The 22,265-nt window shown below is 43.2% G+C and carries 24 protein-coding genes; 10 read left to right on the top strand and 14 right to left on the bottom strand.

Annotation, left to right across the window (positions count from 1 at the left end):
* Positions 1–420 precede the first annotated feature (420 nt).
* The 5 genes from crr to cysZ form a co-directional block, all read right to left on the bottom strand.
* Entirely contained in the window at positions 421–930 is a 510-nt protein-coding gene (crr, locus tag AB6D58_RS16435; RefSeq protein ID WP_004737851.1) for a PTS glucose transporter subunit IIA, read from the bottom strand.
* 106 nt (positions 931–1,036) lie between these two features.
* The gene (ptsI, locus tag AB6D58_RS16430; protein WP_048660880.1) at positions 1,037–2,761 is read right to left on the bottom strand and encodes a phosphoenolpyruvate-protein phosphotransferase PtsI; all 1,725 of its coding nucleotides are present in this window, start codon (positions 2,759–2,761) and stop codon (positions 1,037–1,039) included.
* A gap of 136 nt (positions 2,762–2,897) precedes the next feature.
* The gene (locus tag AB6D58_RS16425; protein ID WP_004734263.1) at positions 2,898–3,155 is read right to left on the bottom strand and encodes an HPr family phosphocarrier protein; all 258 of its coding nucleotides are present in this window, start codon (positions 3,153–3,155) and stop codon (positions 2,898–2,900) included.
* 302 nt (positions 3,156–3,457) lie between these two features.
* On the bottom strand, positions 3,458–4,426 hold the full coding sequence (gene cysK / locus AB6D58_RS16420) for a cysteine synthase A (RefSeq protein ID WP_017061934.1): 969 nt from the start codon (positions 4,424–4,426) through the stop codon (positions 3,458–3,460).
* A gap of 237 nt (positions 4,427–4,663) precedes the next feature.
* Positions 4,664–5,422: a sulfate transporter CysZ gene (gene cysZ / locus AB6D58_RS16415; RefSeq protein ID WP_029235129.1), complete on the bottom strand. Its 759-nt coding sequence runs from the start codon at positions 5,420–5,422 to the stop codon at positions 4,664–4,666.
* A 229-nt stretch (positions 5,423–5,651) separates the two neighbouring features.
* Between cysZ and zipA the strand changes: the two genes are divergently transcribed.
* From zipA to cueR, 5 genes are all read left to right on the top strand, one after another.
* A complete protein-coding gene (zipA, locus tag AB6D58_RS16410; RefSeq protein ID WP_372129877.1) occupies positions 5,652–6,695 on the top strand; it encodes a cell division protein ZipA in 1,044 nt (347 codons plus the stop codon).
* Positions 6,696–6,787: 92 nt separating this feature from the next.
* Entirely contained in the window at positions 6,788–8,800 is a 2,013-nt protein-coding gene (gene ligA / locus AB6D58_RS16405) for an NAD-dependent DNA ligase LigA (protein ID WP_372100960.1), read from the top strand.
* Positions 8,801–9,325: 525 nt separating this feature from the next.
* Complete coding sequence (locus AB6D58_RS16400; protein WP_048660875.1) at positions 9,326–10,465, top strand: porin; 1,140 nt, start codon at positions 9,326–9,328, stop codon at positions 10,463–10,465.
* A 98-nt stretch (positions 10,466–10,563) separates the two neighbouring features.
* Positions 10,564–11,370, top strand: coding sequence for a DUF2057 domain-containing protein (locus tag AB6D58_RS16395; RefSeq protein WP_372136433.1), 807 nt, complete (start codon positions 10,564–10,566; stop codon positions 11,368–11,370).
* A 93-nt stretch (positions 11,371–11,463) separates the two neighbouring features.
* Positions 11,464–11,856, top strand: coding sequence for a Cu(I)-responsive transcriptional regulator (cueR, locus tag AB6D58_RS16390; RefSeq protein ID WP_048660873.1), 393 nt, complete (start codon positions 11,464–11,466; stop codon positions 11,854–11,856).
* Between the two features lie 64 nt (positions 11,857–11,920).
* On the opposite strand, the gene AB6D58_RS16385 is transcribed toward cueR, so the two are convergent.
* From AB6D58_RS16385 to AB6D58_RS16360, 6 genes are all read right to left on the bottom strand, one after another.
* Complete coding sequence (locus AB6D58_RS16385; protein WP_017061927.1) at positions 11,921–12,100, bottom strand: hypothetical protein; 180 nt, start codon at positions 12,098–12,100, stop codon at positions 11,921–11,923.
* Positions 12,101–12,419: 319 nt separating this feature from the next.
* Positions 12,420–12,869: an NfeD family protein gene (locus AB6D58_RS16380; protein WP_048660872.1), complete on the bottom strand. Its 450-nt coding sequence runs from the start codon at positions 12,867–12,869 to the stop codon at positions 12,420–12,422.
* 3 nt (positions 12,870–12,872) lie between these two features.
* Positions 12,873–13,802 carry an SPFH domain-containing protein gene (locus AB6D58_RS16375; protein ID WP_017063395.1) on the bottom strand — a complete coding sequence of 310 codons (930 nt, stop codon included), beginning with the start codon at positions 13,800–13,802 and terminating at the stop codon, positions 12,873–12,875.
* Positions 13,803–13,999: 197 nt separating this feature from the next.
* Positions 14,000–14,854 carry a co-chaperone YbbN gene (locus AB6D58_RS16370; protein WP_372136434.1) on the bottom strand — a complete coding sequence of 285 codons (855 nt, stop codon included), beginning with the start codon at positions 14,852–14,854 and terminating at the stop codon, positions 14,000–14,002.
* Positions 14,855–15,250: 396 nt separating this feature from the next.
* Positions 15,251–16,078: an SDR family oxidoreductase gene (locus AB6D58_RS16365; protein ID WP_017061923.1), complete on the bottom strand. Its 828-nt coding sequence runs from the start codon at positions 16,076–16,078 to the stop codon at positions 15,251–15,253.
* Positions 16,079–16,121: 43 nt separating this feature from the next.
* Positions 16,122–17,036, bottom strand: coding sequence for a TIGR01777 family oxidoreductase (locus AB6D58_RS16360; protein ID WP_372157781.1), 915 nt, complete (start codon positions 17,034–17,036; stop codon positions 16,122–16,124).
* Between the two features lie 289 nt (positions 17,037–17,325).
* Here AB6D58_RS16360 and AB6D58_RS16355 point away from each other — a divergent pair, with 289 nt between their 5' ends.
* From AB6D58_RS16355 to yfcE, 5 genes are read left to right on the top strand one after another with little or no spacing between them, the layout of a single operon-like run.
* Positions 17,326–18,060, top strand: coding sequence for a DUF1538 domain-containing protein (locus AB6D58_RS16355; RefSeq protein WP_081230915.1), 735 nt, complete (start codon positions 17,326–17,328; stop codon positions 18,058–18,060).
* Complete coding sequence (locus AB6D58_RS16350; RefSeq protein ID WP_372136436.1) at positions 18,057–18,851, top strand: DUF1538 domain-containing protein; 795 nt, start codon at positions 18,057–18,059, stop codon at positions 18,849–18,851. Before AB6D58_RS16355 ends, AB6D58_RS16350 begins: the two co-directional genes overlap by 4 nt.
* Complete coding sequence (locus AB6D58_RS16345; protein ID WP_229647134.1) at positions 18,841–19,191, top strand: P-II family nitrogen regulator; 351 nt, start codon at positions 18,841–18,843, stop codon at positions 19,189–19,191. Before AB6D58_RS16350 ends, AB6D58_RS16345 begins: the two co-directional genes overlap by 11 nt.
* Positions 19,188–19,595, top strand: a complete 408-nt coding sequence (locus AB6D58_RS16340) for a CBS domain-containing protein (protein ID WP_017062206.1) — start codon at positions 19,188–19,190, stop codon at positions 19,593–19,595. The genes AB6D58_RS16345 and AB6D58_RS16340 overlap by 4 nt, the downstream gene beginning before the upstream one ends.
* 47 nt (positions 19,596–19,642) lie before the next feature.
* Complete coding sequence (gene yfcE, locus AB6D58_RS16335; protein ID WP_017068995.1) at positions 19,643–20,188, top strand: phosphodiesterase; 546 nt, start codon at positions 19,643–19,645, stop codon at positions 20,186–20,188.
* Positions 20,189–20,212: 24 nt separating this feature from the next.
* On the opposite strand, the gene AB6D58_RS16330 is transcribed toward yfcE, so the two are convergent.
* The 3 genes from AB6D58_RS16330 to AB6D58_RS16320 form a co-directional block, all read right to left on the bottom strand.
* The gene (locus AB6D58_RS16330; RefSeq protein ID WP_017062204.1) at positions 20,213–20,533 is read right to left on the bottom strand and encodes a SelT/SelW/SelH family protein; all 321 of its coding nucleotides are present in this window, start codon (positions 20,531–20,533) and stop codon (positions 20,213–20,215) included.
* Positions 20,534–20,668: 135 nt separating this feature from the next.
* Positions 20,669–21,184 (bottom strand): regulatory protein ToxS, encoded by a 516-nt coding sequence (locus AB6D58_RS16325; protein ID WP_102393250.1) that lies wholly within the window; start codon positions 21,182–21,184, stop codon positions 20,669–20,671.
* A 1-nt stretch (position 21,185) separates the two neighbouring features.
* A complete protein-coding gene (locus AB6D58_RS16320; RefSeq protein ID WP_372136438.1) occupies positions 21,186–22,097 on the bottom strand; it encodes a transcriptional regulator in 912 nt (303 codons plus the stop codon).
* Between the last annotated feature and the right edge of the window lie 168 nt (positions 22,098–22,265).

Genomic DNA, 22,265 nt, shown 5'->3' with positions numbered 1-22,265 from the left:
TGGTGAGAGATGAGCGCTAAACAGACCCAGCTTCGGCTGGGTTTTTTATTGCCTGTTATTTGGTGAGCGAAGGACGACGATTGGGTGGTATTGATCCATTGTTTACCTGAATCGAAGTCTTTAGTCGTCATCTCAGAATCGAGTCGAGCGAGATATCAGAGAATTGTTGTCTGCCTGAAGTCATCCCCCGTGATTTAACGTGCGGTAGCAGCGCCTAGAATGGCGTTTAACTTGGTTTAATACAAAGTAGGTGTTAGTCGGTAATTAAGGATTGGGATTACTGTGGCTTATTGAGGGATTGTTTACAGCAAGGTGGGAGTAGTAATCAGAACTGTTGTTTAAGGAACTCGAGCAATATAACAGGCACAAAAAACGCCACCCTTAGGTAGCGTTTTAATTAAAGCAGTTAAGTAATCGAGATTACTTAGTTACTTTAAGAACTGGAGTTTCGCCAACAGTTACAGAACCAGAAAGCTTGTTCAGCTCTTTGATTTCGTCCATGTTAGAGATAACAACTGGAGTAAGCGTAGATTTTGCTTTCTCTTCTAGAAGCGCTAGGTCGAAAGTGATGATAGTGTCACCAGCTTTAACAGATTGACCTTCTTCAGCTACACGAGTGAAGCCTTCGCCTTTAAGTTCAACAGTATCGATACCGAAGTGAACGAAAAGCTCAACACCGTCGTCAGACTCGATAGAGAATGCGTGGTTAGTTTCGAAGATCTTACCGATAGTACCGTTAACTGGAGCTACCATTTTGTCGCCAGCTGGTTTGATCGCGATGCCGTCACCAACGATTTTTTCAGCGAAAACTACATCTGGCACATCTTCGATGTTTACGATTTCACCAGAAAGAGGTGCGATGATTTCGATTGCACCAGCATCAGCGCTGTCATCAGATACAAGCTTTTTCAGTTTGTCAAACAGACCCATTGTGTCATGCTCCTAACGTTTAGTTTTATTCTGTAGAATATACTATACCAATCTAACAAATTAGACGACTATTTTTAGCCGTCTAACGTTATTAAGCGATTGGCGATTACTGAGTTTTCTCAGCGATGAACTTTTCTACGCAAGCTTCAATTTCAGCAGCTGTTGGTAGAGATAGTGCTTCGTCAGCCATAGCTTTAACTTCAGCGAAGTTAGAGTTACGGATTACTTTCTTAACTTTAGGGATAGAGATACCGCTCATAGAGAACTCATCTAGACCCATACCAAGAAGAAGTAGCGTTGCACGCTCATCACCAGCAAGCTCACCACACATACCAGTCCACTTACCTTCAGCGTGTGATGCGTCGATCACTTGCTTGATTACTGTAAGAACAGCAGGAGATAGTGGGTTGTATAGGTGAGAAATCATTTCGTTACCACGGTCTACCGCAAGAGTGTATTGCGTTAGGTCGTTAGTACCGATAGAGAAGAAAGATACTTCTTTCGCTAGGTGGTGTGCGATTGCAGCAGCTGCTGGAGTCTCAACCATTACGCCGATTTCGATTTCTTCATCGAAAGCTAGGCCTTCAGCGCGAAGTTCAACTTTGTACTCTTCGATTGCTTTTTTCAGTTCACGGATCTCTTCAACAGAAATGATCATTGGGAACATGATACGTAGTTTACCGTGTGCAGATGCACGTAAGATGCCACGTAGTTGGTCACGTAGGATTTCACGACGATCCAAGCTGATACGTACTGCACGCCAGCCTAGGAACGGGTTCATCTCTTGTGGAAGGTCCATGTATGGTAGGTCTTTGTCGCCACCGATATCCATAGTACGGATAATCACTGACTCGCCTTCCATTGCTTCTGCTACTTCTTTGTAAGCAACGTATTGCTCTTCTTCAGTAGGAAGCGCGTCACGGTCCATAAATAGGAATTCAGTACGGTACAGACCAACGCCTTCACCGCCGTTACGCAGGATACCGTCACAGTCTTTTACTGTACCGATGTTGCCACAAACTTCTACACGGTGACCGTCTAGAGTTTCAGCGTGTAAATCTTTTAGTTTTGCTAGTTCAGCCGCTTCTGCTTCGAAATCTGCTTTGATTTTCTTAGCTTCTGCTAGTTCAGCTTCAGAAGGGTTGATGATGATCTTGTTGTTCATCGCGTCTAGCACAAGCATGTCGCCGTTCTTAACTTGCTTAGTGATATCGTTAGTACCAACGATAGCTGGAAGCTCAAGAGAACGTGCCATGATTGAAGTATGAGATGTACGACCGCCGATGTCACAAGCGAAACCAAGAACGTAGTCTAGGTTGATTTGTGCAGTTTCAGATGGCGTTAGGTCGTAAGCTACTAGGATAACTTCTTCATTGATATCTGCTAGAGATACAATGTTGATGCCTAGAGCATTTTTAACGAAACGAGTACCGATATCACGGATATCAGTTGCACGTTCTTTTAGGTACTCATCATCAAGAGACTCTAGTGCAACAGCTTGCTCTTCGATCACAGTGTGGATCGCGTTGTCTGCGTGCATCTTGTCTTTCTTGATGAGTGCTAAAATCTCTTCTTCTAGCTCTTCATCTTCAAGCAGCATGATGTGGCCTTCAAAGATTGCTTCTTTTTCTTCGCCAAAAGTTTCAAGTGCTTTTTGCTTAACAACTTCAAGTTGTTGAGAAGATTTGTTACGAGCGTCAAAGAAACGCTGTACTTCTGCTTCAACTTGGTCGTCAGAGATAGATTGAGTGTTTAGGACAATTTCATCTTCTTGAAGTAGTAGTGCTTTACCGAAAGCAATACCAGGAGATGCTAGGATGCCTGAAATCATAGCCTTACCTTAGTTGTTCAACTGTAAACGGGAGAGTGTGTGACTTTAAGTCGTCGACTAATGTCGCGCTTATTCCTATCTATTTCGAACAAAGCCACTTTGCTATGCAAAATGGCTTTGAAAGAAGGAGACCGTATTAGTGTAGTTGATCCATAAGAGCAACTAGGTGGTCTACTGCTTGCTGAGCTTGAGGACCTTCAGCTGAAATAGTAACGTTAGTACCTTTTACTAGGCCTAAAGTTTGTAGTTTGAACAGGCTTTTCGCGCTAGCGCTTTTGCCGTTAGAAGTCACTGTGATGTCAGCGTCGAAAGATTTTGCTTCTTTAACGAACTGTGCAGCTGGACGAGTGTGAAGACCGTTTTCTGCTGTGATTTCTACTTGCTTCTCGTACATTTTATATACCCCAATTAATTTATTTTTTGTAAGTTTGTAACCAGATTAGCTTAACTGCTTTAGCCCAAATGCGCTAGAGGCTAGTACGCCATGTTCGTGTTAGAACTTAGACTGGTTATAAATTTTTATCCAGCCATGGTCGTCTTTTGCTGAGTACTCATGACTTTCAGAATTTGTTTATTGCTTCTTTTATTTTGAAGCGAAAAATAAAACAGACCTGATATTACCAAAGGTGGGGCAGGGATCAACAAAAAAGCCCCTAAACGGGGCTTTTTTGGACGAAAAATTGATTTGACCACATATTATTGTTGGTTCTCTTTTTCCGTAAAGATGCCAGCAAATAGGGCTGTGCTTAGGTAACGCTCACCAGAGCTTGGTAGTACAGTAACGATAGTTTTTCCTGCAAATTCAGGTAGTTCGGCGATTCTGTTTGCTGCTACAACTGCCGCGCCAGATGAGATGCCTGCAAGAATACCTTCTTCTTTCATTAGGCGTTGAGCCATCTCAATCGCTTCTTCAGAAGTTACCGATTCAACACGGTCAATAATCTCTAAATCTAGGTTTCCAGGGATGAAACCTGCACCGATACCTTGAATTTTGTGTGGAGCTGGTTTGATTTCTTCACCTGCAAGTGCCTGTGCAATCACTGGAGACTCAGCCGGCTCAACCGCGACTGAAGTAATCGCTTTGCCTTTTTCACCTTTAATGTAACGACTCGTACCAGTGATAGTACCGCCCGTACCAACACCCGCTACAAACACGTCGATTTCGCCGTCTGTTGCTTCCCAAATTTCAGGACCAGTCGTCTGCTCGTGAATCTGTGGGTTAGCAGGGTTGTTGAACTGTTGAAGTAGTAGGTATTTGTCTGGGTCTGAAGCAACAATCTCTTCTGCTTTAGCAATCGCGCCGTTCATGCCTTTTGGTGCTTCAGTTAGCACAAGGTTTGCGCCAAGCGCTTTAAGCAGCTTACGACGTTCTAGGCTCATTGATTCAGGCATAGTTAGCGTTAGTTTGTAACCGCGTGCTGCTGCTACGAATGCAAGTGCAACACCTGTGTTACCACTGGTAGGTTCAACAAGCTCGATACCTGGCTTAAGCGTACCCGCTTTTTCTGCTTCCCAGATCATGTTTGAACCGATACGACATTTAACACTGAAGCTTGGGTTACGAGCTTCGATCTTAGCTAGGACGTTACCTTTGCTTACTTTGTTAAGGCGGACTAGAGGTGTGTTACCAATCGTTAGGGTGTTGTCTTCGTAGATCTTGCTCATGCGATATTCCTTCATTTAATGACAGAACTAAACGTAGTATATCAATCACTTTACCGTCTAGTGTCTTTCGATGTTTGTTCAGCTTGAATTTAGATTAAACAAGTTGAAAAAAAGGTAAAAGGATTAAAAAGTTATATCATATAGATATGTAGCAGAATTGACGCCTATCTTTATTGAAATCAGAACTTCAAAAAGATAGGCGAAACTAGGAAGTGTAGAAAGGGTTAGAGACGAGAACTATAGACGAGAACGTAGAGCTTGGTCTTTAAACTCAGCAACCCACATTGCTGTCGCGCCACAAACGGCAACGGGCATCACAATCAGGTTTAAAATTGGAATAGTAGTGAACACAGAAACAAGCGCGCCAAAGCTGTAGCTCTTACCTTGTTTTTGTTTCAAATTGTTTCTCATGTCATCAAATTTGATTTTATGGTTATCGAACGGGTAGTCGGCGTATTGAATCGCTAACATCCATGCTGTGAAAATGAACCATAAAAACGGAGCAACGGTTTGCCCTAGTGCTGGAATTAACAAAAGTAGGAATAAACCGATCGCTTTTGGCAGAATGTAGACAAGCTTGCGCCATTCTCTCGCTAATATACGTGGGGTATCTTTGAGGACATCAAGTAAACCATCGTCATTAACTTTTTTACCGCTCAACAACTCTTCAACTTTTTCCGCGAGTAAACCGTTGAACGGTGCGGCAATGAAGTTAGCGAGCGTGCTAAAGAAATACGAGAATGTGGCCAAGACGGTTAACACAAGTAATGGCCATAAAATGTATGACAACCACGACAAGAAACTTGGCAATGCACCAATCCAACCTTCAATCCAAGTGTTTAGGTTGGAGAAGATATAAAACAAGGCACCACCAACGAGTAACACGTTCGCGATAAGTGGCATTAGTACAAACTTACGAATGCTCGGTGATAAAGCGATTTTTATTCCGAAAATAAAATAGCCAAAGCCGGAGCGGGGAACAGATTCAATAGTCATATTTAAATTAGGTCACATGTGAATTTGGTTAAATAGCAAACATGTCTAGTGTACTCGACCGAAATTAAGAAAAAAAGCGTGGTGAAAATCACACCATGTAAGGAACTAATTGTATTAAGTTGTTCTAAAACAGTGGCTACTTTTGATAGAGTAGTGAGATTAGCCAAATTAACCCAACTTAGTGACAGCGTGTTTATAGCTAGTTGACTAAGAAAGCTGAGAGCGAAAAATGCAGGAATTGCGATTTGTACTCATTATTGTTGGCGCATTAGCTATCGCCGCATTATTGTTCCATGGTCTATGGACGAGTAAAAAAGAAGGGAAAGCAAAGTTTGGAGATAAGCCGCTCGGTAAGCTTGATAACGACAGCTTAGATGAAGCAGAAACTATTCCAAACCGTTCATTCGCCCCAGAAGATGATTTTGAGATAATCCGAAAAGAACGTAAAGAGCCGGATTTTGCTGTTTCACCCTCTGATACTGATCCGCTGATCGACTCAGATCCGCTAACAGCGCCACAAGCGAAAGAAGCTTACGAAGATGATATCGAATTAAATGATCTTCCTTCTTTCAGCGTAGAAGACCCAATTAAGGTTGAAAGTGAACCTGAAGTGATTGAGGAAGAGAAGGACGTTGAGCCTGAAGTTCCAAGCTTTGAGTTGACTGACGAGCAAAAAGAAAACCATGCCGGCTTTAAAGAGCAGTACGGTTCGTTTGAAGAGCCTTCTGAAACAGTTGATGAGCCAGTCGTTCCAAACGAAACGCTTACTCAAAGAGAGCCAGTTGTAGCGAAAGAAGTCGTGACTCCGCAAAGTGCGACTGTTGAAGAAGCAAAACCAGATGAAGAACTTGGTTTAGAAGTGATCGTTCTTAATGTTCACTGTGCTGGAGAGATCCCATTCGTTGGTACTGAACTTTTCCGCAGCATGGAGAACAACGGTTTAACTTATGGTGAGATGTCTATCTACCACTGCTTTGCACAATCTACAGATGCACCAAAGGTTATTTTCAGCGTTGCAAACATGATGCAGCCAGGAACGCTAGAACATGATGATCCTGCTGACTTCACGACTAAAGGTATTTCGTTCTTTATGACGTTGCCTTGTTATGGTCAAGCTGATCAAAACTTCAATGTGATGCTGAGTACGGCGCAGAAAATTGCCGACGATATGGGCGGAAACGTGTTGGATGAGTCACGCAACTTAATGACACCAAACCGTTTATCTGACTACCGCAAGCAAATCAGAGACTTTATGACGGCATCGAATACCTAGCCGTATTGTTTAGCCTTGTAAATAATCTATATTTATAGAAAAGGGCTCCTAAGGGAGCCCTTTTTGATATTTCAATCACGATAGAGAATGATATGAAAGAATCGATTCAAGTTACCTTAGAGCAGTTAAGAGAAACTCTGCATTATCACGCCGTTCGTTATTACGTAGAAGATAGCCCTGAGATCCCTGATGTCGAGTACGATCGATTAATGCAGCAATTGCTAAAGATCGAAGAAGAGAACCCGGAACTAGTGACGGTAGATTCTCCGAGCCAACGTGTTGGTGGTCAGCCTCTCGATGGTTTCACTCAAGTGACTCATGAGATCCCAATGCTTTCTCTGGACAATGCTTTCTCTGATGAAGATTTGGATGCGTTCAATAAGCGAATGTCTGATAGAGCGCCAACCGCTAACCTCAAGACTTTCTGTTGTGAACCTAAGCTTGATGGCCTTGCAGTTAGCCTACTCTATGTGAATGGTATTTTAGTTCAGGCTGCGACACGTGGTGACGGTGCGACGGGTGAAAACATCACTGAAAACGTGCGTACGATCAGCTCTATCCCACTTAAGTTACAAGGTGAAGGCTGGCCGCAGCGTATTGAAGTTCGTGGCGAAGTGTTTATGCCAAAAGCGGGTTTCGATAAGTTGAATGAGATGGCGTTGAAGAAAGGCGAGAAAGTATTTGTTAACCCACGTAATGCCGCCGCAGGTAGCCTGCGTCAGCTTGATTCCCGTATTACTGCGAAACGTCCGCTAGCTTTCTACGCATACAGTGTCGGTGTTGTACAAGGCGCTGAGCTATCAAATAGTCACTACCAACGCTTTTTACAGCTTAAAGGTTGGGGCTTACCTATGTGCCCCGAGACTAAGCAACTGAGCTCTCTCGAAGACGTGAAAGCCTATTACCAAGATATTATGACTCGTCGTGATGCTCTGGCTTACGAGATTGATGGCGTTGTTATCAAAGTCGACGATATCGCGGCTCAAGAAGTGCTTGGTTTTGTTGCACGAGCGCCACGTTGGGCAATTGCTTATAAGTTCCCAGCTCAAGAAGAGATTACACTGCTCAATGACGTTGAATTTCAGGTGGGCCGTACTGGCGCTATTACGCCGGTTGCTAAACTTGAACCTATCTTCGTTGGTGGCGTGACGGTCAGCAATGCCACTTTACACAATGCCGATGAGATTGCGCGTTTAGGCGTGAAGGTAGGCGACAGCGTTATTATTCGCCGTGCAGGTGACGTTATTCCACAAATAGTGGCTGTTGTACTAGATCGTCGCCCTGAAACGGCTAGAGACATTGTTTTCCCTGATGCTTGCCCAGTATGTAGTTCTGCGGTTGAGCGTGTAGAAGGTGAAGCTGTAGCGCGTTGTACTGGCGGTTTAGTCTGTCAGGCGCAGCGTAAAGAAGCACTTAAACACTTTGTTTCTAGAAAGGCGCTAGACGTTGATGGACTGGGCGTGAAAGTTATTGAGCAGCTTGTGGACCGTGAAATGGTCGAAACACCTGCTGATTTATTTAAGCTAAGTGCTGGCGTGATTACTGTTCTTGACCGAATGGGGCCTAAATCGGCACAGAACGTCGTGAGTGCGTTGAATAAAGCTAAAGACACGACGTTAGCGCGTTTCCTCTATTCACTCGGTATTCGTGAAGTCGGTGAGGCGACTGCGATGAACTTAGCGCAACACTTTAAGACGTTGGAACTGGTTCAAGCAGCTACTCATGAACAATTAGTTGAAGTGTCAGATATTGGTGACATCGTTGCTAGCCATATCACCAGCTTCTTCTCACAAGAGAAAAACAGAGCGGTCGTCGATCAGCTGATAGAGCTAGGTGTGAATTGGCCAATCATCGAAGAAGCTGCCGATGACCAAGAGCTACCATTAGAAGGTAAAGTCGTTGTGTTAACAGGCTCATTGTCGCAATTAGGTCGAAGTGAAGCTAAAGCTGCGTTACAAGCATTAGGTGCGAAAGTGACGGGTAGCGTATCGAAGAAAACGGACATCTTGTTTGCCGGTGAAGCTGCGGGTTCTAAATTAACTAAAGCACAAGATTTAGGTATCGAAATAAGAACAGAAGAAGATCTAATAGCCCTTATTTCGTAAGTAAATACAGATAAAAAAAGCTCAAAGGCACTCATTTCAAGGGAGTGCCTTTTTTGTTTCTGATATAAAAATGTGGGCTTTTTAATTGTTGAGAATTTTGTTCCTATACGAACTCTAAAATCAGGACAGTGACGCTGCTCAATATTAATGAAATACCATTGTAGTTGTATAAAAAATGCGAGTCATATCTATTTTTACAAAGTGATGATTACCTCAAGTTATTGAATTTATTGGTGTTGATTTTGTTTTGGTGAGGATTTTTCTATTTATCGATCTGGATCACTAAGTACCTATTAAATTTGCACCAACTCATATTTTTTTAGATGAAAATTAAGTTCTCATTGATCTTTTTGAGGGCGAAGTTAGTCTTAATGCCATGGATGCACATGATGTGTATAACCAGAAAGGAAATAGAGAATTCAGAGTTTAGGGTTCTCAAACAAGAAAAGGTATTTCTCTCTACGGCGGCCAACTTTAGGCGGGGAATATTCAAACAGCTATATCCATTTTTAGGAGTTTTATTCCATGGAAAACAAAATTTTCAAACGTACTCTACTAGGTGCATCTGTTGCACTTTTATCGACAGGCGTAATGGCGAAAGAAGTTGGTATCAACTCTGACTTCAACGTTGACGTTTACGGTGTTGCAGCTATCTCTCTAGTGAACTACAACACAACTGACAACAATGACTCTAGCTCTGGTTACGCAGTAGAGAACGAATCTCGTATCGGCTTCCGTGCTCACAAAGATATGTTTGAAGACGTTACTATCACAATGCAGATCGAATCTGGCTACGTAGATAGCACAGACTGGTCTCACGGTGGCGTTTCAGGTGGTGTTCTAGGTTTCCGTGATACGTTCGTTGGTGCTTCTGGCTCTTGGGGTAACCTTCGTGTGGGTCGTGTTCTTACACCACTATACGAAATCGTCGACTGGCCATTCTCTAACCCTGGTTTAGGTTCTGTATTCGATTGGGGCGGCATCAACGGTCACTACGATCGTCAATCTAACCAAGTACGTTACGATTCAGCTAAATTTGGTGGTTTCTCTTTTGCAGCTTCTGTTGGTCGTGATGATAACGACAACGGTGGCGGTGCAGCGACTCGTGATGCAAACTTTGTTGGTGCAAGTGCTAAGTACAGCTTCGAAAAAGTAACATTCATGGGTGCGGTTGAATCTGGTACTCGTGTAGTAGCGGAGACTGGTGGTGAGTATGTTGTAGCTCAAGAAGACATTAAAGATGCAAACGGCAACGTAACTACGCCTAAAGGTGAAATTTACCTAACTGATACTGTAGCTGGTTACGATGACGATACATTCGCATACATCGTAGGTTTTGAAGCTAGTCTACCAGCTGGTTTCGGTATCGCAGCAGCATATAAAGGCGAAGAGCTAGATAACGGAATCCGTAAAGTGACTCAAGATTCTTACTCAATCATTGGTCAATACTGGAATGGTCCAATCGGTTTCAAACTAGGTTACGCAGCTAACCTTGAGTCTGAAACAAATGGTTCTAAAGATGCTAACTCAGACAGCAACACTATCTCTGGTCAGCTAATGGCTGTTCATAACGGTTTCGTACCTTACCTACGTGTAGCGGGTCGTACTGTTGGTGACGCTGATACAGATATCGTAACTCGCGTTGGTCTTGAGTACGGTTTCTAAGCTAGAATCTTTAGCTTAAACAGTTAGATAAAAATCAAAACGCTGGTAAATTTTGTTTGCCAGCGTTTTTCCATAGTGAACATAAGGAATTAGTCATAATGAATAAAGTTAGTGTAGTTGTATTATCATTATTTTTGGGAGCTTGTAGTTCACTCGATTCACAAAGTAATTTTGCAGACTCAGTTGCTGATGTGCAGCCCAAAGGTGGTTACATTAAAGTAACCGGTCAATCTTACGTAGCAGAAAATAGAGCAAATGTAGGCGCAGACATTCTCAAGTCGTCGCTTTACTTTACATACAATAAAGAAGTAACACCAAATACTGCCCCAGAATCTTCAATTACTATGGACGTGAGTTACTTCCAAAGTTACAAAGAGTACGAAACGGTTAGTTTTTTTGGTAAAACGATAGAATTAGAAGATAGACAAGTACCAAGAGAAAGCTGCAGCGAGCACTGTACTAAGACTCAATATATTAAGTTTCCATTAAGTGACGCTGATATTCAGCAAGCAAGACAAAAGAATTTAGAATTTACGCTTGAAGGCCAAAACTCAGTCATGAGCACGACTTTTATCGTACCAAAGGCGTATATCGACACAATTTATAACGGTGCAAATAATCATACAGCTATCGCGGTTGCTCCAGTCGCGGCTGTTCCAGTAGCAGCAGTAGTTGCTGAAGAGCCAAAAGCATCACAAGCACAAGAGATGGTGAATTACTGGTATGGTGAAGCAACCAAAGAAGAGCAATCTGCAGTAACAGATTGGGCATTCAAGAACCGTAAGAACGCTAACCCAGCATTACTAGAAGGCTCAAAAGAGATCGAAATGGTTTCATACTGGTTCAACAAGCTAGATAGTGAAGAAAAATCTCAAACTATTATTTGGTTGTTAGAGCAAGAGTAAGCCTTTAACGTTACGCCCTAACTATGTTTTTCAACCGCAGTATTGTATAACAGCAGTACTGCGGTTTTTCATTTTAGGCTTACAGGTAAGATTGTGAATATTGGTGAAGTAGCGAAGCGTGTTGGTACAACAGCGAAATCCATTCGTTTTTACGAAAGTAAAGGCATGATGAGTCCTCCACATCGTTCAGAAAACGGCTATAGGCAATACGGCGAGATTCACATCGAACAGTTGGAGTTTGTACTAAGAGCTAAAATGGTTGGATTTACCCTTGATGAGTGTAAAGCACTAGTTGATTTGGCAATGAACCCCGATAGAGAAAGCTACGAGGTAAAAAAGAAGGCAACGCAGAAGTTAGACGAAATAGAGTTGAAGCTTGCTGAATTAAATAAGATGAAAGCTCAACTGCAATCTTGGGTTCATGATTGCCCTGGTGATGCTTCAACGGAATGTCCTATCTTAAACAATTTATCTGGCCGCAGTTAGGTTATGTCAGCTAAAAAGAATCGTCAGGCCGCAATTACATTACTAGCCTGACTTTAGTCTCCTATCACAGCACTTTTCCGCCGTAATGTTTACAGATCAGCAATGGTACGTGAGTGACTGCATTACCATCTGAGCATTTTACAATTGGCCCCATGTTTCCGTTACCAGGAGACTGACTGCTCGCGAGAGCACTTCCGAATGATAAGCTGAAAATAGCCGTTAGAATGATTAAAAAATGTCTCATACAAACTCCATTAGGTTTATCTCTGATTGAGATAAATGAAAGTATGGACAAGGGAAAGAAAATTTCAAAAATTGGACGGACTTAACATTTTTAATAATTATAATTAAGCGAGAGTCAGGCTAATTATTCATATATATCTTGGGCAAGAAATCTGGCTTTCTTATACCTTTTTAGCTTAATCAAACTTTTTAGCTTTACGAAATAAGAACTTATTTTTTTTTCAATTCAATCTATCGCAATGATAATTCGAATATTATTAAGGTTCAAAAATAGAAAAAGCCTGCATTTATTGAAAATGCAGGCTCCATATAGCACTTGATTATAAAGGTTCTATTATTAGAACTATTCCGTCTAAAGCGACAATCTTAATTTCGGTGCCAGATGGAATATCTTGACTCGCCTTTGCAGACCAAGAAGAGTCACCGAACTTAATTCGACAGCTACCTTTCTTTACGTCTTCACTTAGAATAACGGTTTGACCTACCAGTTGCTTTTCTCTTTGGTTTAACTCTCGCCCTGCATCCGATTGCTTGTCATTCGAGAGTTGTCTTCTCCACCACAACCAAGTCGTGATAAGTGAGAAGCTTGCAAAGGACAGCCATTGCATCTGCCAACCAATTGGTAGAGCACCCAAAAGTGCACCGACCAACATGGCAGATATGCCTATCCATAAAAAGTAACCAGCGGTTCCAACCAGTTCAAGTGCAAGCAGTGCTAGACCAAATGCCAGCCAGTGCCAGTGGTTTACTTGTTCTAGTAATTCGACCATAAGTTAGTCCTTACTACCTTTGTCATTCTTATGTGCAAACATCTCTGCAATACCAGCCACAGAACCCATTAGGCCTGTTGCTTCAAGCGGTAGCATGATGATCTTGCCGTTTTCTGCTTGGCCAATTGATTTCAGTGCGTCGGTGTAGCCTTGTGCTATAAAGTAATTTACAGCTTGCATGTCGCCTTGAGCAATCGCCGTCGATACCATTTCTGTCGCTTTCGCTTCTGCTTCTGCAGCACGTTCACGAGCTTCGGCTTGAAGTATTGCAGCTTGTTTTTCACCTTCCGCTTTCAGGATTTCTGACTGCTTGTGACCTTCTGCTTTTAGGATCTCTGCTTGTCTTACGCCTTCTGCTTCTAAGATATCAGCACGTTTGTTTCGTTCTGCCTTCATCTGAGCATTCATTGCAGCGGTAAGATCGGCTGGTGGTTGTACGTCTTTAATCTCAATACGCGTAACTTTTACGCCCCAAGGATTAGTTGCTTCATCGACGATGTTAAGCAATTTGGTATTGATCATGTCACGCTGGCTGAGCATTTCATCCAGCTCCATTGAGCCAAGTACAGTACGGATATTGGTGAGGGTTAAGTTACGGATCGCGTGCTCAAGGTCATTTACTTCATAAGCTGCTTTAGGGGCGTCGATAACCTGAACAAAACACACCGCATCAATAACTACGTTCGCGTTGTCTTTAGAGATGACTTCTTGTGCTGGGATGTCGAGTACACGCTCCATCATGCTGATGCGCTGTCCAACTTTATCAATAAATGGAATGATTAAGTTAAGACCCGGTTTGAGAGTATGTGTGTATCGTCCGAAGCGTTCAACGGTCCAGTTGTTGCCTTGTGGAACGGTTTTTACACCAGCGAAGATAAATAACAGTGCGACGGCAGTAAAGACGCCAATAGTAATCAAGGTATCAATAGGCATACAAAGTCCTTTGCAAGTTTAAGTTTTTGATAGTTCAGTATTGATACTGGCTCATATTTAAATTCTGAGCAAATTTATAAACGAGAAATGGGCCATAAAATATTGATTTTATGGCCCATTTTACATTCTATTATGCGATGAACTAATTGATTGAATTGTCAATTTTCGATGTTTAATCTAACGCTTTTTAGGTTTAACTAGTAAAGCAGAGAGTACAGTTGTCGACGGTACTTACTGGCAACTGGGTTACCTTGTCCAAGCGCACTCAAGATGTCCATGAACTCTTTTCTCATGTCACCATCGAGAGCATTAAGATCTTTGGCTAGGAAAGACCATAATAGATCCATAGCTTCTTCACTGCGGTTCACTTGGTGATATTGCAATGCTAATTCAGATGCCGTTTTAGCGTCGCTCGGGTTTTGCTGAAGAGCGGCTTCTAATGCTTGTATTTCAGGGCTGTCGGCTGCCTGCTTGTGAAGCTCAAGTTTTGCGACTAAGCCTTTGTAATAGTTGTCTTGGTACTCAAGAGGGATGGTTGCTAGCTGAGCTTCAGCAAGGTCAAATTGTTGCGTTTCTAACAAACACTCTGCGATCGCCAGTTTTACTTCACCTTTATTCGTCAGCTCTGCTGGGAGTTGCTGCATTGCTGCTAGTGCTTGTGTGTGCTCGCCAGCTTGCATTTGCTCAAGAGCTTGACGCAAAGCAAGTTCATCTTGGCTAGGAAGGTGCTTGCTGAGCATATCGACGATAGCTTCTATGCTTTGAGGGCCACCGAGCCCATCGACTGGCTGACCGTTAACAAACAGTGCAATAGTAGGCAGTGTTTGAACACCAAACTGGCTAGCAATAGCTTGCTCTTGTTCGCAATTGAGCAGGGCTAAGGTGAAGGCACCGTTGTATTGCTGAGTTAAAGTTTGCAGTTCAGGAATGACTTGGGCGCTCTCTTGGCTCATTGGTGCCCAAAAATGGATGAGTACAGGGGTCTGCATCGAACCTTCTAATACTTGACGAAAGTTCTGCTCATTAAGTTCAACAATATGCGGAGATTGCATTTACGTTCCTTGAGGTTTGTTTTGTGGATACGTTGCAAATATGGGGGGATTAGTCGGTAACTTCAAGATCTAACTCGGTTATCTCGGATAAAAAGAACCAAAAATAGAAAAACGCTATGCTTCGATGTTGATATAATTGTTATCTCAACATGGAAGGCATAGCGTTATCATCGAGGTAGTCAGTGAGGCGTTGCGTGAGATACTCAAAACAGTATAAACAGCGTAATTGCCAGACCCACACCTACCCAATTAAGGCGGTTTAAAGTCATGAGATTTCCAGAGTAGAACCATCAATTGGGAATAACTGATGGGATAGGATAATCATGACATCTTATTGTTACGGAAAAATTACATCGTTACATCAAAGTTTGCGACTCTGCATTCAAAGTTAGTAATTTATGCAGCTTTTCTCAAAATAGGGTCTAGCAAGCGACTCGGTAGAATCCTTTTCAATACCGCGAACACTTTAGTCGGGGTCGTAACTCGGTATCTTAGCTTGGGTTTGTCGGCGGTGAGAGCATGGAATACCGGCTCAATACAACTTTCTGGAGGCAGGACAAAAGCGTTATTCGATGATTCTTTTTCGAGTCGATCTTTTTGTTGTTGGTAAGCGTCTTGGTGGGCGCTGCCAGAAATGTTGATCCATTTATTGAACGCTTTCAAGGCATTGGTTCTAAATTGAGTCTCAATTGGCCCTGGTTGCAGTAATGAGATCTGTATACCGCTGCCATGCAGTTCTAATCGTAAGGTATCTGTCCAACCCTCAATCGCGAATTTAGAAGCATTATAAGCACCACGATACTTCATGGCTGCAAAACCTAATACGGAACTGTTTTGTACGATTCGACCTTCGCCACGCTCGCGCATGTGCGGAAGGATCTGACAGACGAGATGATGCCAACCAAAGAAGTTGGTTTCGAATTGTTCTCTGAGTCCTTGGGTCGGTAAGTCTTCTAGCGCACCTGCTTGACCGTAAGCACCGTTATTGAATAATCCATACAATCCATTAGGTGCGAGATCAATAGCAAGCTTGGCGCCATGCTCAATACTTTCTTGGTTGGAAAGATCTAATTGAATACAGGTGAGGCCTTCATCTTGAAGGCGTTGAACATCTTGTGGATCACGACAAGATGCAATGACATGAAAACCACGCTTTTGAAGTGCATGAGCACATGTATAGCCAATACCTGTTGAGCAACCGGTAATCAGAATCGACTTGTTCACACTTAATCCTTTATTAGAGTCTCTATCGCTCTAGGGTAAAGAATTAGTCTTGATGTTGTAACAAGTTTTTTAGTGCTGGCTCGATTCTTGAGTAACTAAAGATGAATCCCATCTCAGTGAGTTTCTTCGGCTTGGAGCGAATGCTGTCAAATAGCAAACAAGATGATTCCCCCATGAGAATCGACATTGCCCATTTCGGCGTGAATAAGAAATGCGGTCGGCCTAATTGTTTCGCTAACGTGCTGCTGAACAGTTTGTTGGTCACAGGGTGAGGGGCACACATATTGAATTCCCCTTGAGCGTGAGGGATAGACAACAAGTGATTGATGGCTCTCACCATATCGAGAATGTGAATCCATGGCATGTACTGCTCACCTGAACCTATTGGACCACCGACGCCGAGTTTATAAGGCAATAGCATCTTCTTGAGTGCGCCGCCATTCTCGCCAAGTACAACCCCTGTTCGCAGTAGTATCACGCGTGTGCTTTCTGATTGTGCTCTCTTGGCTATCTCTTCCCAGTGGGCACAGACTTTATGAGGAAAGCCTTCATCTTCTACTTGCAGTGACTCGTCAAACGGGTGCTGCTGTTGATCGCCATAGTAACCCACGGCTGAACCGCTAATAAAAGCGTGTGGCGGGGTGCTACTGGCATGAATTAATTCGACCAGCTTTTCAGTGATGTGCCAGCGGCTGTTACAGATCCTCTCTTTTTGTTCTGTACTCCAACGCTTATCGGCAATCGGCTCACCCGCGAGGTTGACCACCACATCAAAGTCATTGAGATCACTGAGCTCATCAAGGGATTGAATGTAATGAAGGTTGTTCTGGTTGAGGTGATTTAGGTTTTGCTTCGCATTTTCAGGACTCCGCGTCAGCAATGTCACGTCGTCAGTGTTCCAACTCTTGACCAATTCAGAGCCAATAAATCCAGTACCACCCGTTAACAATATCTTCATACCAATCTCCCTATTAAACATAATTATAGACATGGCTCGTTTTTAGTCGCCAATCAATACGAAAAAATCACTATAACGATCATAAGGTTTCAATCGTGTGATGCCCAAATTACGCCTTTTTCAATTTACAAAGGAGTGAAATTAAATTCATCAAGTCAGGATGTGTACCGTTATCACACTTATGCACTTTACTCGGATATGTTACCAACTGCGTAATATTTGTCACATAAGCAATGATAAGGATTTGCCATGATTATTATTAATTCATAACCAACGACAAGGAATTGCGATGACGGCGGTGCTTGCTTTGTTTCGGTCCATGTTAGGTAGCATGAGGGATCTATTGCCAATCGTGGCGGTAATCGCTTTCTTCCAGCTTGCTGTCTTACAAGAGCCACTTCCTCATCTTTTATCTATTCTAACCGGCTTAGTGCTCGTCGTTTTTGGACTTACTTTCTTTATCTTTGGCCTTGAAATGGGGTTATTTCCGATTGGCGAATCGATGGCTCAAGCATTTGCCAGAAAGGGGAGTGTGTTCTGGTTATTGATCTTCGCTTTTTGTTTGGGTTTTGGTACCACCATAGCCGAGCCAGCGTTAACCGCAGTCGCTGCCGAAGCCGCAGAAGTGGCAGCTGAGGGAGGTGTAATCCCCAATACGTTAGATGAAATGGAGCAGTATGCCGATGGCCTGCGCTTTACAGTGGCACTGTCAGTCGGTATCGCTATTTTACTCGGTGTGCTGAGAATCTTAAAAGGTTGGCCAATTCAGTACATGATCATCGGTGGCTATATTGGAGTTGTGGTGCTTACTGCATTTGCTCCGGAAAACATTATTGGGATTGCGTATGACTCTGGTGGAGTGACAACATCGACGATCACCGTTCCACTGGTGACAGCACTGGGGGTGGGGTTAGCCTCGGCGATTAAAGGACGAAATCCTATGATTGATGGCTTTGGATTGATTGCATTTGCTTCGTTGTTGCCGATGATGTTTGTCATGGTTTATGGGATGGTGGTGACATGATCAGTGTGCAGCAATTTATCGACACCTTTTTAGGTACCGTGATGGATGTAATTCCGATTGCGGTGATCATCTTTGGTTTTCAGTTGGCGGTATTACGTAAGCCTGTGAACAATTTAGCTAAGGTGCTGATTGGTTTCTTTTACGTCATCCTTGGTTTGTCTCTTTTCTTGATGGGATTGGAACTTGCACTGTTTCCCTTAGGGGAGACGATGGCCATGCAACTGACCGAGCCAAGTTTCCTGACTGAGTTTAAGGTCAGCTCTGGCCTTGCTTTGGTTTGGTTTGATTATTACTGGGTCTATCTTTTCGCGTTTTGTATTGGTTTCAGCACCACGATAGCCGAGCCTTCGTTGATTGCTGTGGCAATTAAGGCGAATCAAGTCTCGGGCGGCAGTATCAGTGTTAATGGGCTGAGAATCGCCGTGGCATTGGGTGTCGCTATTGGTATCTCGCTTGGAAGCTATCGGATTGTTGCTGGAGACCCGATCCATTACTACATCATTTTTGGTTATGTCGTCGTGGTCATTCAAACCTTTTACGCCCCAAAACTCATTATTCCATTGGCCTATGACTCGGGCGGTGTAACCACATCAACGGTGACAGTCCCTTTGGTGACAGCGCTCGGGCTTGGGCTTGCTTCAACCGTACCAGGAAGAAACCCTGTCATTGATGGTTTTGGATTGATCGCTTTTGCCAGCTTGTTTCCGATTATTTCAGTGATGAGCTATGCCCAAATAACACAATGGTTAAACCGTTTACACACCTCTAAGGAGAGCAAAGATGCGCTTTAAACTTATCTTAGCGTTTGTAGAAGAGAGCAAGACAGACAGTGTGCTCGATGCCGCGCGTGATGCGGGCGCAACCGGAGCAACCGTGATTAATAATGCCAGAGGGCAGGGCTTAAACCAAAAAACTACCTTCTTTGGCTTAACGTTAGAGGTGCAAAAAGATGTGTTGCTGTTTGTGGTTGAGGAACACTTAGCGAGGCATATTCTTGAAACTATTGGCGAAGTCGGCGAGTTTGACCAGGAGTCAGGACAAGGTATAGCGGTGCAGATCGATATTGAAGACGCAGTCGGGGTTGCGCATCAAGTCGAGACGTTAACAAAGGTTGTGGAGGATGAGCTATGAGTACCAGTGAAAAGATCCGAGTAGGCGATGTCATGGCCAATACGTATGTGATTATCGATGGGCTAACCACGGTGTTAGAAGCGATAGAGATGGCTAAAAAGCACAAAGTGAAGGCAATCATTGTCGATAAACGCCACGAAGATGACGAATACGGCATCGTATTGATGAATGACATTGCCAAGAAAGTACTGGCTAAGAACCGATCTCCAAAGCGAACCAATGTTTATGAGATCATGACCAAGCCAGCGCTAAGCGTGTCTGCTGAGATGAACGTAAAGTATTGCGCTCGCCTGTTTGAACGCTTTGGTATCAGTCGTGCGCCAGTAGTTCGTGATAACAAGATAGTAGGTATGGTTAGTTACAATAATATCGTGATCAATGGTATGGCGAGAGATGACGTGTAGCATTTAGATACGTACAATAGGCTCATAAATTTTATGGAGAAGTACGTGTGAAATTATTTTTTGCTTCAGACCTACACGGTTCGCTGCCAGCAACAGAAAAGGTATTAGAACTCTACCAAGCATCTGGTGCGCAATATTTAGTTCTATTGGGTGACATTCTGAATCATGGACCAAGAAATCCGATTCCAGAAGGATACAACCCGCCGGCGGTTGCAGATAAGTTGAATGCGTTTTCTCAAGAGATCATTGCCGTTCGTGGTAACTGCGATAGCGAAGTGGATCAGATGTTGTTGTCTTTTCCAATGATGATGGATTACTCGTGGGTGCTATTAGAATCAGGCCAGCGTATCTTCCTAACGCATGGCCATTTGTACAACACCAATAAACGCCCTGCGTTGAAGGCGGGCGATATCATTGCACACGGTCATACCCATATTCCTGTCGCCGAATACCAAGATGACATCTTTATCTTTAACCCTAGCTCGGTGACATTCCCACGAGAGGGACACGCGGCAAGCTATGGCATCTATGAAAACAATACCTTCAAAGTCATTAGCCTTGAAGGTGATGTTCTCGTGAGTGGTCAGCTTTAAATCATTGGATCGGCTGTGAAAGGCTTATTTTGAGTCCACGTGGCCGAGATCTCTGTCTGGAGCAATGATGTTTCGTACTCTTTGCTTCAGAACTTTCGCCTCTGGAAAACCGTCATCTGCTTTTCTTTCCCAAATCTGCACACCATTACAAAAGATTTCGAACCTGCCTCCTGTGTCTGGGTGTAAGCTCACTTGTTCAATTTCTTCGCTGAAGGTATGCAGTAGCTCTTGGCATAACCAACTAGAGCGAAGCATCCAATTGCATTGACGGCAATAGTGTATCGCGATTGTGGCTTTTGTTGCTGTCTCTTTCGCTGGCGCCAGATTAGGTTGTTCCGTTTTCATGGTTAATCCTTAAAATGCTACATCCGTAATTTGATACCAACGGCTAACAAAAAAGGGGCTTCATGCCCCTTTTTTCTATTGGTTTACCGTTTCATGGTATTCAGCTATTCATAAACAGTAAATAGCGATCCAATCTTAGTTTGAAAACAATACGGTAGAACCATGATTTAAGCTAGTCAGTAGCAGTGCCTTCGGGTTAACAATATCTATGCGGCGGCTTTGCTCTGCGTCCATCTTAATGACTTGAGTGATCAGCTCTAGCTGTTCTTCTGAAAAGTCTTGGCGCTGAGCCGAGGTCACATCTTTAAACTCCGTTGGCGAAATCAGTAAGTAGTTATCGTTAATATCCCACTGACCCGTTTCAGAGATGTTGATGACATTCGCAGGCTCAGTTTGATTACCGTAAAGTCTAACCACTGACATTCTTAAATATGTACCATTTGGTAGGTATTTCGCATTCGATGATAGTTCAACTCTACGAAGTGGGCCTATTGAGTCAGCTTGCTTGTTATCGCTAATCAGCGTCACCATTCTCGACTGCCATTCATGCTGAGTGAGCAAGCGCTCTACTTTTGCATTGCTGCTCCAATATAGCCAACCACTCAAAAATGCCGATAGAACCAGTAAGATAATCGATACTTTTAATTTCATGTTACTTACCACCGTTACAAATGTCGTTTACATCCGACTGATTTGCGTAAATTCTTAGGGTTACATTTTCGCTCGAGTAATCTTGCGGGTGAATGTAGTTGAGGGCAAGGTTATTGGTTTGTCCACCTGTCGCGATCACTTCTGTCGGCTTTAGCACACCAGTGTGACTCGTGTTGTAACTTAATACACACTTTTCTATTGCTGGCAGCCAACTGCTGAGGTCTGGGTGGTTAACCGGTGATTGAACCTTTACACCATCCACTTCAGTCAAAACCGTGAACTCGGACTCCACCGAGGTAGTAAACGTTAAAACGAAAATCGGCATGATGAAAGCGGCAAGCAGTAACCAAAATGTTAACCATTTATTGGTGCTTTTAGCCGGAGCTACAACAGGAGCGGTTGCTGGTTCTACTGCCACCTTAGTTTGTTGAACTTTTGTAATTGGCTCAGGTTCAAATGTGTCAGTGATTGCTTGTTCAGTCGCTGCAGGCGTTGCAAACGTTAGGATAGGTTCAACGTCATTTTCTGCAATTTCAGCGGCTACTGGCAGGTCATTTGATGACAGTGGCGCAGAACGTTCAACGGTCGCAATAAATTGGTAGCCGCGCTTAGGTACTGTTTTTACGAATTCAGGAGATTTGGTTGAGTCTTTGAGCATCTTTCTCAGAGTCGATACGGCTTGCGTTAAGCTTGAGTCATCCACCTCAAAGCCTTGGTCTCGCCAAACATACTCATGCAATTCATTACGAGTGATAACTTCATTAGGCCTTTCTGACAGCATCAAGAGAATGCGGCTTTCATTGCTACCAAGACGTACGACTTCACCGTCGCTCATTTGATCGACAAGTGAATTGCTGTTTGGGTCGAATACGAACCGTTGTGCGAGAATAAACTTTGTGCCGATATTACTCATTGAATTCTTCTATTTTGGATTGTTTTGGGGGGAGAAATAGACAAATCTCAGGTGAAGTTCCGTTAATTCTTCACCAAATCATGGCTTATTTTATGTTCTTTTATATTTATCCGGCTCAAGGATAATAAAAACAGATAAAAAAAACAGTGTTTTTATGATTTTTGACCT

Origin of the sequence: Vibrio sp. 10N.239.312.D08, assembly GCF_041466145.1 — a bacterium.
Classification (GTDB): Bacteria; Pseudomonadota; Gammaproteobacteria; order Enterobacterales; family Vibrionaceae; genus Vibrio; species Vibrio crassostreae_C.
The sequence above is the reverse complement of the archived record's forward strand: the minus strand, read 5'-3'. Positions and strand labels throughout refer to the sequence as shown.

Excerpts from the sequence above, each read along its gene's own strand:
- AB6D58_RS16345 (WP_229647134.1), top strand. The coding sequence starts at position 18,841 with ATGCGCTTTAAACTTATCTTAGCGTTTGTAGAAGAGAGCAAGACAGAC.
- AB6D58_RS16395 (WP_372136433.1), top strand. The coding sequence starts at position 10,564 with ATGAATAAAGTTAGTGTAGTTGTATTATCATTATTTTTGGGAGCTTGT.
- zipA (WP_372129877.1), top strand. The coding sequence starts at position 5,652 with ATGCAGGAATTGCGATTTGTACTCATTATTGTTGGCGCATTAGCTATC.
- AB6D58_RS16375 (WP_017063395.1), bottom strand. The coding sequence starts at position 13,802 with ATGCCTATTGATACCTTGATTACTATTGGCGTCTTTACTGCCGTCGCA.
- AB6D58_RS16380 (WP_048660872.1), bottom strand. The coding sequence starts at position 12,869 with ATGGTCGAATTACTAGAACAAGTAAACCACTGGCACTGGCTGGCATTT.
- AB6D58_RS16340 (WP_017062206.1), top strand. The coding sequence starts at position 19,188 with ATGAGTACCAGTGAAAAGATCCGAGTAGGCGATGTCATGGCCAATACG.
- ligA (WP_372100960.1), top strand. The coding sequence starts at position 6,788 with ATGAAAGAATCGATTCAAGTTACCTTAGAGCAGTTAAGAGAAACTCTG.
- crr (WP_004737851.1), bottom strand. The coding sequence starts at position 930 with ATGGGTCTGTTTGACAAACTGAAAAAGCTTGTATCTGATGACAGCGCT.
- cysK (WP_017061934.1), bottom strand. The coding sequence starts at position 4,426 with ATGAGCAAGATCTACGAAGACAACACCCTAACGATTGGTAACACACCT.
- cysZ (WP_029235129.1), bottom strand. The coding sequence starts at position 5,422 with ATGACTATTGAATCTGTTCCCCGCTCCGGCTTTGGCTATTTTATTTTC.
- AB6D58_RS16360 (WP_372157781.1), bottom strand. The coding sequence starts at position 17,036 with ATGAAGATATTGTTAACGGGTGGTACTGGATTTATTGGCTCTGAATTG.
- AB6D58_RS16425 (WP_004734263.1), bottom strand. The coding sequence starts at position 3,155 with ATGTACGAGAAGCAAGTAGAAATCACAGCAGAAAACGGTCTTCACACT.
- AB6D58_RS16320 (WP_372136438.1), bottom strand. The coding sequence starts at position 22,097 with ATGAGTAATATCGGCACAAAGTTTATTCTCGCACAACGGTTCGTATTC.
- AB6D58_RS16400 (WP_048660875.1), top strand. The coding sequence starts at position 9,326 with ATGGAAAACAAAATTTTCAAACGTACTCTACTAGGTGCATCTGTTGCA.
- AB6D58_RS16370 (WP_372136434.1), bottom strand. The coding sequence starts at position 14,854 with ATGCAATCTCCGCATATTGTTGAACTTAATGAGCAGAACTTTCGTCAA.
- AB6D58_RS16325 (WP_102393250.1), bottom strand. The coding sequence starts at position 21,184 with ATGAAATTAAAAGTATCGATTATCTTACTGGTTCTATCGGCATTTTTG.
- AB6D58_RS16385 (WP_017061927.1), bottom strand. The coding sequence starts at position 12,100 with ATGAGACATTTTTTAATCATTCTAACGGCTATTTTCAGCTTATCATTC.
- AB6D58_RS16330 (WP_017062204.1), bottom strand. The coding sequence starts at position 20,533 with ATGAAAACGGAACAACCTAATCTGGCGCCAGCGAAAGAGACAGCAACA.
- AB6D58_RS16355 (WP_081230915.1), top strand. The coding sequence starts at position 17,326 with ATGACGGCGGTGCTTGCTTTGTTTCGGTCCATGTTAGGTAGCATGAGG.
- AB6D58_RS16350 (WP_372136436.1), top strand. The coding sequence starts at position 18,057 with ATGATCAGTGTGCAGCAATTTATCGACACCTTTTTAGGTACCGTGATG.
- ptsI (WP_048660880.1), bottom strand. The coding sequence starts at position 2,761 with ATGATTTCAGGCATCCTAGCATCTCCTGGTATTGCTTTCGGTAAAGCA.